This is a genomic window from Coprococcus sp. HCN-4056, assembly GCF_037892645.1.
In the GTDB taxonomy this organism is placed as follows: Bacteria; Bacillota; Clostridia; order Lachnospirales; family Lachnospiraceae; genus Coprococcus; species Coprococcus ammoniilyticus.
In genome coordinates this window covers 335051-349267 of record NZ_JBBKBL010000004.1, presented here as the reverse complement: position 1 = coordinate 349267, position 14217 = coordinate 335051, and the positions used below count along the sequence as shown (strand labels likewise).

At 41.2% G+C, this 14217-nt stretch carries 9 protein-coding genes; 7 read left to right on the top strand and 2 right to left on the bottom strand.

The features are described 5' to 3' along the window. Positions 1-191 precede the first annotated feature (191 nt). From WKT03_RS08335 to WKT03_RS08310, 6 genes are all read left to right on the top strand, one after another. Positions 192-1796, top strand: coding sequence for a DUF6034 family protein (locus tag WKT03_RS08335; RefSeq protein ID WP_021944067.1), 1605 nt, complete (start codon positions 192-194; stop codon positions 1794-1796). Positions 1797-1889: 93 nt separating this feature from the next. Then, positions 1890-3446, top strand: coding sequence for a DUF6034 family protein (locus WKT03_RS08330; protein WP_021944068.1), 1557 nt, complete (start codon positions 1890-1892; stop codon positions 3444-3446). 253 nt (positions 3447-3699) lie between these two features. Beyond that, positions 3700-5133: a hypothetical protein gene (locus WKT03_RS08325; protein ID WP_340391533.1), complete on the top strand. Its 1434-nt coding sequence runs from the start codon at positions 3700-3702 to the stop codon at positions 5131-5133. An 89-nt stretch (positions 5134-5222) separates the two neighbouring features. Next, entirely contained in the window at positions 5223-6662 is a 1440-nt protein-coding gene (locus WKT03_RS08320; RefSeq protein ID WP_021944070.1) for a DUF6034 family protein, read from the top strand. Positions 6663-6746: 84 nt separating this feature from the next. After that, a complete protein-coding gene (locus tag WKT03_RS08315; RefSeq protein ID WP_117785825.1) occupies positions 6747-8489 on the top strand; it encodes an alpha/beta hydrolase fold domain-containing protein in 1743 nt (580 codons plus the stop codon). Positions 8490-8505: 16 nt separating this feature from the next. Then, the gene (locus WKT03_RS08310) at positions 8506-9477 is read left to right on the top strand and encodes a glycoside hydrolase family 25 protein (protein ID WP_340391529.1); all 972 of its coding nucleotides are present in this window, start codon (positions 8506-8508) and stop codon (positions 9475-9477) included. A gap of 175 nt (positions 9478-9652) precedes the next feature. Here WKT03_RS08310 and WKT03_RS08305 read toward each other — a convergent pair whose 3' ends face one another. Beyond that, positions 9653-10474, bottom strand: a complete 822-nt coding sequence (locus WKT03_RS08305) for a hypothetical protein (RefSeq protein WP_340391528.1) — start codon at positions 10472-10474, stop codon at positions 9653-9655. A gap of 221 nt (positions 10475-10695) precedes the next feature. Between WKT03_RS08305 and WKT03_RS08300 the strand changes: the two genes are divergently transcribed. Beyond that, positions 10696-12537 (top strand): B12-binding domain-containing radical SAM protein, encoded by a 1842-nt coding sequence (locus WKT03_RS08300; RefSeq protein WP_340391527.1) that lies wholly within the window; start codon positions 10696-10698, stop codon positions 12535-12537. Between the two features lie 324 nt (positions 12538-12861). Here the strand turns inward: WKT03_RS08300 and alr are convergent, their stop codons facing one another. Beyond that, a complete protein-coding gene (gene alr / locus WKT03_RS08295) occupies positions 12862-13983 on the bottom strand; it encodes an alanine racemase (RefSeq protein WP_340391526.1) in 1122 nt (373 codons plus the stop codon). Positions 13984-14217 lie beyond the last annotated feature (234 nt).

Genomic DNA, 14217 nt, shown 5'->3' with positions numbered 1-14217 from the left:
AATATGTAGTGGTCATGTACATTTAATATGTCGGGAAAAATGAAAAGAAAGCTTAAGAAAGTTTAATAAAAAAATAGACCCGTATTAATGAACAAAATCGATGGTTTGTGTTAATATTTTTACAGCGCTGAAAAAATATACATATTAATTTTGTTTGTTAAAATGTAGGATCACAGCAGGAGGTAATTATTTTGAAGAAAATAAGAAAAGAAACAGCAGGTAATAAGACAACACAGGTAAGCAGAAAAATGCACTATAAAAAGATGGCAGCACTTGCCATTGTAGGAGTTTTGGCAACAGGAACTGCACTTACAGGCTGTGGAAAGAAGAATATAGATTACAGTGTAGACGGTGAATCAGGAAACGGAGGCAGCTCGGACAGTGGAAGCCTTCAGGGTAAGTACGGAATACCGGAATCCTGTGATACTACACTGGACGCTGGAAGCAGCGGGATCAGCAAACTTGCAATAGAAGCAGATGAGGTAACAGTGCCGGATACGGTAGATCTTCCGACCGTATATGTAAAAAGAAAAGAATCATCAAATGATACCAGAAAACAGATCGTAGAAGCTGTACTTGAAAAAGACAAAGGTATTTATACATATGATTATAACAATATGACAAAAGCAGATATTCAGGACCAGATCGATGAGTATGAAAAGGAAAAGAAGGATTCTGCAGCAAATGGAGATAATTCCAGTGCATCCTGGTTTGATTCCATGATCTCCGACCTGAAAGATCAGCTTCAGAATGCACCGGATGAATATCCGGCGGCTGATGATTATTCCGGTAGTGCCTTTATCGGAGAGATCAACGGAAGAAAATATATTATGTATATGGACGATCAGGAAGGCGGAAGTGGTTCCGTAGGTCTGAAGGATTCATTGATCACCTACCGTCCAAAAGATGGAATGAACGGAGTATATTATTCAACTCCGGATAGCGGGGATGATCTGTCAGATGCAGATGTGTCAGCCTCAAATGTATGTACATTTACAAAGGAAGAGGCACAGTCCATTGCAGATGATTTTATCAGTAAGGTCGGTATTTCAGATGCTTCCCTGAATGATACACAGGATCTTTACTGGTATTACTATGGAACAGATGGGAATACCGAGGCTGTTGATGTCGATGGATATGTATTTACATACAGCAGAGCGATCAATAATCAGACTACCGATGTTCCGGAAGCCTGGAATGTTGATAATATTACGCAGGATGATGGATCGGTAAGCATTCCTGCCGAAACCTGTACGGTATATGTTGATTCTAATGGTATTATATCTGCAAGCTGGGTATCCTATCTGGAAACAACCGGAAAAACAGAGTCAAATGAACTCTTATCATTTAAGGAGCTGTTAGAAAAAGCAAATAAGAATATTGCAGAATACTATACCACATATCCAACCAGATATAAAAAAGTGGAGTTTAATTCTATGAAGCTTGGATATTATCTGGAGAAGACAGATGAAGAAGGAACATTCAAATATGTACCTGCATGGATATTGACACAGTATGAGGATATGACCGATTCAACAAATGAGACATATCCAACCCAGATGGTTGTCCTTGATGCTACAGATGGTACGGTGATCGATCTGATGGAACTATCCAAGGCACTTGGCACATATCAGAGTTATGAAACCGATACAACCGCAAGAGATGTATCTGATGACGGCAGTTCATCGATATCTACTATAGATGATGATACCAACACTTCCGGAGATTCCACAGGCAGTGAAGGAGATTCCACAGAGGGTGATGCAGATACAACCGGTGATACGACTGAAGAGTAATCGGTCGCGGAACATGGCGCAAAATAATATGTCATTTACTGGATCGGATCCAGAAGCTATAATAAATGAGAGAAGAAAAGAGGAGGTTCTTATATGCAGAACAAAACAAAGAATAATAAAGAAAGATTTCGCGTATATCGTAAAAAAATGGCAGCCTGCCTGTTAGTTGGTATGCTGGCAGTCAGCACAGCAGTTACCGGCTGTGGCAAGAAGGATATTGATTATGATGTAGAAGGAAATGGTGGTTCTGGAAGCAATGCGGACAGTGGCAGCCTGCAGGGTAAATATGGAATACCTGAAAGCTGTGATACCGAGATCGCAACAGGAGATTCCGGTATTCAGAAGATTGCAATCGATGCAGAAGAAGTGATCGTACCGGATACAGGAGATCTGTATGTTGCATCGTTTAAGAAGAAGGAAACAACAAATGATAGTAAAAAAGAAACAGTAGAGGCAGTTCTGGACAAAGATAAGGGTATCTATGAATATGATTATGATAAGCGTACCAAAGAAGATATTCAGACTGAGATCGATATGTATGAAGCCGAAAAGAAAAAAGGTGACAGTGACATGGCATCTTATTATGATTCCTGGATCAATGATCTGAAGGATGAGCTTGCGACTGCACCGGATGAATATCCTGCAGCAGGCGATTATACAGGAGATACTTTTATTGGTTCGATCGGAGATACAAGGTTTACGGTATCCACTCCGAGCGAGAAAAATGGTACAACCGGATATTCCCTGTATCTTGCGGATGATTTCTTAAAATATCGTCCAAAGGATGGAGCAAGCGGATGTTATTCAACTTCCATGGACGATTACATGCAGTATAGTGCAGACGAGTCAGACTCTGTAGATGCAAATACAAATCAGTGTACATTTTCAGAAGATGAAGCAAGACAGATGGCAGATGATTTCCTTGCAAAAGTCGGATGTACGGATGTTACCTTAAAGAATACATCAGCACTTTGCTGGGTTTATTATGATGATAATGGTGACAACCAGTCAACAGATGTGGATGGATATACATTCACATATTCAAGAGCGATCAATAACCAGCCAACCGCAACAGTAAATGCATGGAATGTCGATAACATCCAGCAGGACAATGCATCCATTGATATTCCAAAGGAGGAATGCTCCATCAGCATTGATTCCAAGGGTATCAATAGTGCAAGCTGGAGCGAATATCTGGAAGCAGATGGAGAACCACAGGCAACACAGATTCTTTCCTATAAGGATCTGTTAGATAAAATGAATGAAACCGTTCCTGAATATTACAGCAAGTACACATCTCATTACAAGAAGATTGAATTTAACGGTATGGAGCTGACCTATTTCCTGAAAGCAGGAGACAAAGAAGGAACCTTTGAATATATTCCGGCATGGATATTATCCCAGTATGAGGAATATCAGGATTATACAGATAAGGACAGCCCGACACAGATGGTTGTAGTCGATGCAAGAGACGGATCAGTGATCGATCTTCTGGAACTGGCCAAGTCACTTGGCACATATTATACATATGATGACAAAGACGATTCCGATACAGAAGACGTAGACGATACGGATACAGACACAGATACATCTTCTGAAGATACATCCGCTGAGGACACTTCTGCCGAAGATACATCTTCTGAAGAATAAAAATATTAATATAAAAGATATGCTCATGTACTGTTTCATGTAATAAGCAGTACATGAGCATTTTTAATTATTCAGAAAATATACAGCTATGATGCGAAAATGATTTTTCCCTGTGTTTTAATTAGAAAGTCGTAAGATAATTTGGAGAAAAAATACAAAAATTGGAGAAGATACGGATACTTCAGATAGTGCAGAGAAGTGACCGGGATCGGGAAAGAAATAAAATATATTTACGATATGAGGAGGAAGGAAGATGAGAAAACAGATCAGGAGAAGAGGAACCGCCTGGCTGATGTTTGGAACAATGATGATGGCGGCGGTATTTACCGGATGCGGGAAAAAAGATATCGACTATGATATCGATGGATCTGGCGGAAAAAAGGACAGCGGAAGTATTCAGGATAAGTACGATATTCCAAAGTCATATGATGACAGTATAGCAGTAGGGGATTCGGGTTTGAGTGAGATCACATTGAAGGTGGATGAGATCTCGGTTCCTGATACATCAATCATGTATACTGAGAAGTTAACAAAGAATGATACCGCAGGAGAGGCACTTAAAAAAATAGCGGAAGCGATATTTGATAAGAGCAAAGAAATCTATGCTTATGATGAGAACAATCAGACAAAGGCAGATATAGAAGAACAGATCGCATCCTATGAACAACTGAAAAAAGAGCTGGGAACCGATGCGGAACGTATTAAGGAGATAAATGATACGCTTACAGAGCTTCAGGATGAGCTGGAAAAAGCACCGGAAGATTATCCGGCTGCCGGAGATTATTCTGCAACAAAGTACCTTGGAACATGTGGTCAATATGAATTTGTTCTGAGGACACCGGATGATATGATTTTAAGCTATGATTTATCATTGAAGGAGGATGCCATGGTATATAGACCTGCAGACGGAACAGAGGATGGAACGGAGATGATCGATCATGGCGGCTATGTGTCATTAAATGACAGTATAAAATATGGTTCCGAAGGTGCAGAGGAGGCACTGAACGATAAAAACCAGTGTAAATATTCAGAAGAGGAAGCATTGGAGATAGCAGAAGAATTTCTGAAGAAGATCGACTGTAATGATATGACACTTGGAGAGTCCTCCGCACTGGCATGGACCTATGATGATGCTTTATCAACGCTTATAGAGCGTGATATTGATGGGTATTATTTTACATTTAACCGGATGATAAAGGATCAGTCTCTTGGAGAGGGCTTACAGGCATTGAATGTTGACAATATGGTGCAGCAGGAAGCAGGTGTGGATATACCTACAGATTACTGTAAGATTGCGGTGGATGATAATGGAGTGATCGGAGCTGTCTGGACGAATAATCTGTCTGTCGAAGGTGAGGCAGAGGAAACAGAACTGCTTTCTTTTAAAGAACTGATGAAGCGGGCGGATTCATCTGTTTCTGAATATTATGCAAAGTATAATACACAGTACAAGTCGATCGAATTTAATCGTATGCAGCTTACCTATTGTCTGAAACCGGGAGCACAGGACGGTGAATTTGAATATGTGCCGGCATGGATCATATCGCAGGTTGAAGTATATGAATTTGATGAAGTTACATATGAAGATCCTCAACAGATGGTCGTGCTGGATGCAACCGACGGATCCTATATTGATATCCTTGAGGTATCGAAGGCACTGGGAACATGCAGTGTAATACAGGATTAAACGGAGGCGGTATAAGGATAATAAAAGAAGTCATTTTTATCTGATATATGAGGGAAAACGGGAAAATCTTTAAGTAAGAAGGGATACAAATGATGAAAATGGACATTACAAAAAGAAGAAAAATGATGGCACTGTTTCTTGCAGGAACTCTTACAGTATCTGCGGCTGTTACAGGATGCGGAAGGAAAAATGTAGACTACAATGTAGATAATACCCAGCCGAAACAAACAGAGGCGGATCTGGGACAGACGGAGACATCTGCATCCGGAGAAGATCTGGATAGTGGAAGTCTGTGGAGTAAGTATAAGATTCCATTTACCTGTGATACGGAGATTGCGGTTGGAGATACCGGCTTATCAAAGATCCATGTAACGGATGATGATATCAGTGTTCCGGATACCTCTGACCTTCAGATCGCACAGTATAAGAAGAAAGATCCGGAGAGTAATGAAGTGAAGAAGCAGGTGGCAGAGAATCTGTTTGATAAGGATGAGGGAATCTATGTATATGATTCCATGCATCGGATAAAAAAGGACATTCAGGCAGAGATCACACAGTATCAGACAGCAAAGGAGAATTATCCGGATCCTGTATTTGCGGATTCCTATGATTCATGGATCAGCGATCTGGAAACGGAACTGGCAGATGCCCCGGACAGTTATCCGGCTGCCGGAGATTATTCCGCGGATGATTATGTTGGTACTGTGGATGGGAAGGAATATGAATTGTATTACAAAACCGACAGCGTTTATCGTTCCTTTAATATGCGGGAAGATTTTATGATGTATCGTCCGAAAGAAAAGGCAACGTATGTCACGCCATATTCAAAGGCTGACTATGAAAGAGAGACAGGAACAGAAGCGGATCAGGAGAATACAGTTCAGAATGCCTGCAGCTATTCCAAAGAGGAAGCACAGATGAAGGCAGAAGAATTTCTGTCGAAGATCGGTGCGAAGGATGTAGCCTTACAGGACAGTTCTGATCTTTACTGGGTATATACAGATGCGACAAATTCGGTTGTTGCTACGGATGTGGATGGGTATTCGTTCACCTACGTAAGAGCTGTTGATAAGCAGCCGGTGTCAACGATGGCATTTAATCAGGTTGAAAATCTGCAGAAGCAGGTGGAATATTATGATGTGCCGGTTGAACGCTATGAGATCACAATGGATTCCAATGGAATCATCAATGCGAACTGGTGTGATTATCTGGAGTCCACCGGAGAAAGTGCAAAGACTGAGATCCTTTCATTTCCGGAGCTGCTTGAAAAGGCAAATGAAACCATACCGGAATATTACAAAACCTATCCATGTAAATATAACGCGATCAATTTTAATGATGTGACCCTGACCTATTACCTGACAGCAGGCGCAGCAGATGGACAATTTGAATATAAACCTGTCTGGATCTTTTCTTCCTGTGATGATAAATCGGATCCGGATTATCCAAGTGAGATGGTGGTATTAGATGCAGCCGATGGATCTGTGATCGATATGTTGAATGTAGCAATGAAGATATCAGCAGATTAAAATTAGACTTGATATTCAATCCCGGTTATGTGAAAATGGTAGCAGGTAAAAATGGTTACATATGTATATTAAGGGATACATTATATGAGTACACAAAACAGTCTTGTTATCATAAAAGAGAAAATTGCAGGTGTCATGCTGGATGATAAGCGCATGAAAGCGGATGATATTGCTAAAAAAGTCCTGAAGGGAAGAAAACGGGAATGCAGCACGCCTCCAAAGTGGATGCAGGATGCATTTCATATTACAAAGGCAGAGTCAGAGAATGGATTATGCTATTATGTGAAACCAAAGAAGAAAGAGGTAAAGAATTTCTTCTTTTATATCCATGGCGGCGGTCATTGTATGGAAATCAACAAAAACCAGTGGGAATTTGTTGCGACTGTGGTCGAGGAAAATGGATATGGTGCGGCTGTTCCGATCTATCCGCTGGCGCCAGAGCATAATGCACAGGATACTTTTGATATGCTGATCGGGACATACAGACATCTGACCAGGCAGGAGACGATCGACCGTCTGGTTGTTGTTGGAGATTCCACAGGCGGTGGACTGGCGTTATCACTGGCAGTTCTGGCATGGAAGGAAGGTGTTCGCAGACCGGATAAGCTGGTGTTGTTATCACCTTCATTAGATACAGAATTTATGGATGGAAATCTCGCCAATCATATGCTTGATCGCAAGAAAGAGGTACGGAAGTATTATTACCGGCTGGGCATTAAGGAATTTCTTAGCAGGTACTGGATTCAGGATCTGTATCATCAGAATGAATATACCTGCCCGATCTATGCGGATCTGACTGATATCTGTGATGAGATCGCCATATTCACAGTAGAAAATGATCTGCTGAACAGCTATGCAAGATTATTATATGATAAGCTTAAGAAAGAGCAGATCCGGATTCACTATTTTGAATATTTTGGAATGCCTCATGATTATATTGAGCATCAGCATGTGCCGGAATGCCGTATGATCATCAATCGTATCAGCGACAGTATCAAGGATGAAGCAAAGCTTGTAAATCCTGAGATCAAGCGTGCAGTATGGGCACGGTCAATGGTAGCGGAACGATATCCGAAGCTGTTTCAGGATGATGAGTCGATTAAGATTGCAGCCAAATTAAATGTGTCACATAAGGATTTCAATGCGATGTATCAGGAATATGATCGCCTTGTTAAGATTGGACGGATCGTAGAGATTGACAAACGGGTAAAACAGTTTATTATGAGGTATGCAGATGGCGTTATTGTAAATGTCGGAGCTGAGTTAGATACCATGTTTTCCCGCATGGATAATGGCAGGATCCGATGGTACAATGTAGATATGCCTGAGACCATGGAACTGCGGCGCAAGATGGTGGAGAGCAGGGACCGGGAGCAGAATATCGGCAAATCAATCCTTGATTTTTCATGGCTTGACAGTGTGAAGAAGAAACCGGGTGAAGCAATCTTATTTGTATGCTGTGATGTAACGAAGTATTTTACGGATAAGAAGCTGCAGGCGTTTCTGAATGCGATATGGGAGCGGTTTCCGGGTGCTGAGGTACTGTTTGATGTCAAGAACTCCGTTGGCAGAAAACGGGCAAATCTGAAAGTATTAACAGGAAAGAAGAAAGGTTCGTTTATAAAAGTAAGTATCGATAACTGTACCAGCCTGATGTATGACTGGAATATTAAGTACAGAGTACTGTATGACAGGGCAATCCTGAATCAGGAGGATATCACAGAGATGTTTTCTTCTGATATAGCAAGAAAATATCGTCATGCGATCAGACGAAAATATGATAAGATCATACAGCTTCGGTTAGGTACGGAACGAATTGCAATATAAACGGCTTGTGATTGACATGAGAGAAGCAGACAGAAGAAAACAATTAGCAAAAAGAATGAAATATGCAGTGTGCATCGGCGCAGGAATTGTAATTGGAATCATTGCAGGAATCTGTATTGGTATTGATTATAATAAGACAACCAGATCGACACCTGCCTTGTACACGGAAATGGAACATGGTCTAGAACTGACACCGGGAGAACTGGCAAATCTGATCTATGACAATTACTGGAATTATATCAAGAAGAGTTACATCATTGTAGGAGATGATAAAGAAACTGCACAGCTTTATAAGATCAGTAGTAAGGTAGCCAGACATAATTATGATTTGGAACGGTTTCAACTGGATGATAATGGCTATATGAGTTATTCGGATGATAAAATCAAGCATGCAAAGCTTGGAATCGATGTATCCAGTCATCAGGGATCAATCGACTGGGAGACAGTTAAAGAAGCTGGTATTAAGTTTGCAATGATCCGTTTGGGATATCGTGGATATACACAGGGTGGTCTGGCACTGGATGACAGCTATGTGACGAATATAGAAACAGCTCTGGAAGCGGAAATGCCGGTTGGGGTATATTTCTATACACAGGCAGTAAGCTATGATGAAGGAGTAGAAGAAGCACAGTATGTACTTCAGAATATCGCAGATTATAAGATCAGTTATCCGGTTGTAATTGATACGGAGAAGATGGAAGCAGAAGGTGCCCGCGCAAATGATATTTCAAATGAAGAGCGTACCGATGCCATCGTTGGTTTTTGTGAGACGATAAAAGATGCCGGATATACACCGATGATCTATGCAAATAGAAACTGGTATGCGCAGAATCTGGATATGGATCGATTGGGTGATTATCAGCTCTGGCTGGCACAATATTCCAATGTACCCGATTTTCCATATCTGTTTACCGGCTGGCAGTATACCAGTGAGGGAAGCGTGCCGGGAATCTCCGGTTCAGTGGATATCGATGTCTGGATGAAATAGAAAACATTAAGAATATGATTATAGTACAGAATCCATCTGCTTTATAACAATACAGAGCAGATGGATTCTGTACTATGATAAAAAGATAAAATTATAAAATTAAAACATCCATATTTTATAATACAGATAAATGCTGTAAATAAAGGTATGGATGTTTTTTATGTTATAAATCGTCTTATTTAATTGTAAAGGTTACGTTCTGAACCTTGCCGTTCTTTGACCAGATGGTCAGGGTATGTGTTCCCTTTTTCTTAATGACTGCGTTCTTCTTAACTACCTTGCCGTCCAGTTTCATCTTTACAAGGCTCTTGCTGTTGGATACTGTGATCTTCTTGCCGGCTTTGTAGGACTTGTTGTTCTTAACGGCTGTTGTCTTTGCTGTTTTTGTAACCTTACTGGTAGATGCGTAGAAGTTTTTCTTCTTGCTGGCATCCCTGATCGTCCATGAAACGGTCTTTGATTTGTTTGAAAGCTTACCGTTTGTGGTCTTAACCTTATTCTTAAATGAAACCTTTACATTCATGTAGAATGACAGGCTGTCAGTAAGATCGTTTTTCTGAAGCTGTGCAGCGTCGGCAAGTTTTGCAATTGTAAGATTACTGCCTGCTGTAGAAGGATCAAGTGTAGCATAGAAGAAATTCTTTGTCAGACATACATTTGTGTAACCTGCAGATGAAAGTAAATCTTCGATATCACTGAGTTTCTTGTTTTTTACAGTCATGGAGAACATATGGTAGGTAACACCATCGATCTTCTTTTTTGAATATTTGGCACCGGATCCCTTAAGTTCATTAATGAGTTCTTTTTTTGTCATTTCAGACATGCTGGCAAGTCCATCCAACATTTCATCATCATAACCCTGTTCAATCGTACAGGTTGCTTTGGTGGCAGAGGTGAGTTTTACGGTTGTGTTAATAGCAGAACCGCAGCCGGTCATCATCAGACCAAAGATGCAGACACACAATGCCAAAAGTACGTGTTTCATTTTTTTGTTCATAGATACCCTCCTATAATAAAATTTTGTCTACAGACTCAGTCTATCATCCGCGTTTCCTAAAGTAAAGGCAAATACCGGATTTTGTAGCTTAATAAATCTTATCTGTGGTATAATCCTTGAAATGAATAAATAATTTCATATATCAGAAACATGAAAAAGAGATTATTATGAATAAGCCTGCAAAGATACAGAAAATCATATAGTAGGAGGTTGTGAATTCCTTGAAGTTTTTACTGGCAGCATTAAATACAAAATATATTCATTCGAATCCAGGGATTTATTCCCTGTATTCTTATTCGGTAAAGAAACAGCCGTCTCTTGCAGAATATATTGAGATTGCAGAATATACGATCAACAATCAAAAAGGAGAGATTCTTGCGGATATCTATAAGAGAAGGCCGGATGCGATTGGATTTTCCTGTTATATATGGAATATCGAGATGATCCGTGAGCTCATTACAGAATTAAAGAAGCTCCTTCCGGATACAGATATCTGGGTTGGCGGACCGGAAGTAACCTACGATGCCGATCAGCTTCTTGCGGAGATGCCGGAGCTTACAGGAGTTATGGTTGGAGAAGGAGAGGCAACCTTTTATGATGTGCTGAGAAGATATCTTGATATTGGAAATATTCATAATACTGGGAAGTCCTATGATATTGGGAACGCCTGTAATACTGGGAATTCCTGTGGTATTGAAAATTTCCGTGATACCGGGGGTTTTCGGGATATTGACGGCCTGGTGCTTCGGGAAGGAAAAGATATTCTTTGTACGAAGCCAAGAGGACTTACCGATCTGTCGGAGCTTCCCTTTCTGTATTATGACTTGGACACTTTTAAAAATAAGATCATTTATTATGAGAGCAGCAGAGGCTGTCCGTTCCGGTGCAGTTATTGTCTGTCATCGATTGACAAACGGGTTCGGTTCCGCAATCTTGATCTGGTGAAGAAGGAGCTGCAGTTTTTCCTGGATCATCAAGTAAAACAGGTGAAGTTTGTAGACCGGACATTTAACTGTTCCCATGAACATGCGATGGCGATCTGGAGGTATATTAAAGAACATGACAATGGAATCACGAATTTTCATTTTGAGATTGCTGCAGATATTTTAAATGAGGAAGAATTGGAGTTGGTCAACAGTCTGCGGCCAGGTGCGATACAGATGGAGATCGGAGTGCAGTCGACAAATCTGCAGACGATAGAGGAGATCGATCGTGTAATGGATGTCGATAAGCTTGCAAAGATTGTTGAAAGGATCCATCAGGGACATAATGTGCATGTGCATCTGGATCTGATCGCGGGGCTTCCGTATGAGGACTATGAATCATTTGCACATTCTTTTAATGACGTGTATGCAATGAAGCCGGAGCAGCTTCAGCTAGGTTTTTTAAAGGTGCTAAAGGGTTCGAAGATGCATGATAATGCAGAACGATATGGTTTACAGTATACAAGCTGTCCGCCGTATGAAGTATTATTTACAAAGTGGATATCTTATGATGAGATCCTGCGGTTAAAGCAGATCGAAGAAATGGTAGAGATTTATTATAACAGCTGTCAGTTTGAGAACACGCTGCCATTCCTGGTGGAAGAATTTGATTCCCCGTTTGATTTTTATGCAAGCCTTGCTTCTTATTATGATGAAAAGGGATATTTTATCCAGACACCGGCGAGAATCTATCGGTATCATGTACTGCTTCATTTTGCAGAAGAACACTTCCCTGAGAAGACAGAACTGATTCGGGAAATGTTAGTATTTGACTTATATCTTCGTGAGAATATGAAGACCCGACCGGATTTCGCCCCGGAACAGGAGGGTGTGAGAGATTTGTTCCGGGACTTCTACATCCGTGAGGCCAACGACCACAGATACCTTCGGGAAGAAGACTATCATGGCTGTGACTGGAAATCTATGTCCAGAATGACACACATAGAAAAGATTTATTACAACAGAGAGACGGGAAATCGTCTGTCTGAAGTATGCTATATATTATTCGATTACAAACGCCGTGATCCGCTGACCGGGGATGCAAGGTATATGATAGTAACACCTGTCGCATCCATGTGATATAAAGTTTGGCTGTCTCATGTTGCTTGGGATACTGCTATTTTACGGATGTGTATGTGTTCGGCCTCATGTTGTCCGGGATACTGCCGGTATACTTTGTATGTCTTGTTTTTTTCTATTCGTTGCAAATGTCTGATTCGCTCATGCTCCTGTGCCAACTCGCCTTTCAGGCTCAAACAGGCACCCGCATTCGCTGACAATTTGCATCTCATAACGAAAAAAAGCAAACGACAGTACAAAGTGTACCGGCAGTCGCTCGGACAACATGAGGCCGAACACATATACACCCGCAGAATAACAGTAGCTCAGACAACATGAGACAGGTTACATATATACCCGCGGAACAGCGCTGTTGACGAAAATCGGGTTGATCGGAAATGTAACCATATCGCCTACCGAGATATTACATCCGGTTGTATCCACGATCACGGAGTTCATACTGATTTGACCTAACACCGGGAGTCGGCAGTCTTTAAAGCTGGCAGTCGGTGATTTTTTATGGAAAGTGCCTTTTAATTTATAATAAATACGGATCGGAGAGAAGAAATTTGTCCGGAAATCGGTGTGACGCTCCATGCCAAGCCCGTGGTAATATCCGGCGGAGATAACGGCTGTCTTTGCGTCATGTGACAGCTTGAAGCTGTGGCCGTAGCCGATGTTGTGACCGGCCGGCAGTTCATAGATATCGTCCACACAGGCGGACAGATTGCAGACCTCATGAAAACCATAATCATTTGGAACCGCAAGTCTGCCAAGAAAGGCAGAGCCGATGCGGATGGCATCTAAGTTCATGGATGGATATTTTATCATCGAGGTTGAAGATGAGATATGACGGATGCCTACCGGAATGCCGTCTTTCTGGAGTGTGTCACAGAGGTGAGTGAAATCCTGATACTGTTTCTTTACATAGTATTCATTTCTGCATGCAGCTGCATGGAAATGAGAGAAGATACCGGTGATCCGCACATGCCTTAGCGACTGTACGGTATCGGCAATCTGTTTTTCTTCGGAACATAAGAAGCCGTATCTACCAAATCCGGTGTCAATGCAGAGATGTGCATGGACTGTCGGATGGTTCATGTAGGCGGCTGTTTCATCGATCACATGCGCACAGTCGGTACTGGTGATGCTGAGCGTGATATCGTGATCGATCGCAGTCGTGATATCTTCTGAGTTATATAAAGGAGTCATCAACAGGATATTTCCCGTGATGCCGTTTCTGCGTAAGGTGACAGCATCTGACAGTTCGGTTACACCATAGTTATCAATACCCTTTGATTGTAAGAACGATGCAAATTTTGTAAGTCCAAGCCCATAAGCGTTTCCCTTTAATACTGCTATGACCTTTGCGCCGTTTGCCAGGCGTTTGATGATCCGTATATTGTTATCCAGTGCATTTGTTTTGATTGTAAGAGTTGTCATGTCCTCAAGTTCCTCCGGTTTCATGTAAGTATTTATCTCATTGGTCATCTACAGACACATGGTCTGTTGTCGAAACTCGTTGCCCGGGCATGAGCGGTTGTTCATTTATTTGATGTATCTAGCATATATTCGAAATGCATCATTTTTGTATAAAAACCGACACAGAAATGCAATATCTTTGAACTTTTTTTGCATCGTTTGTATGCAATCCGGAAAAGTGGATGTTGTATAAGAGTAAAATGTGATAAACTATTTAGA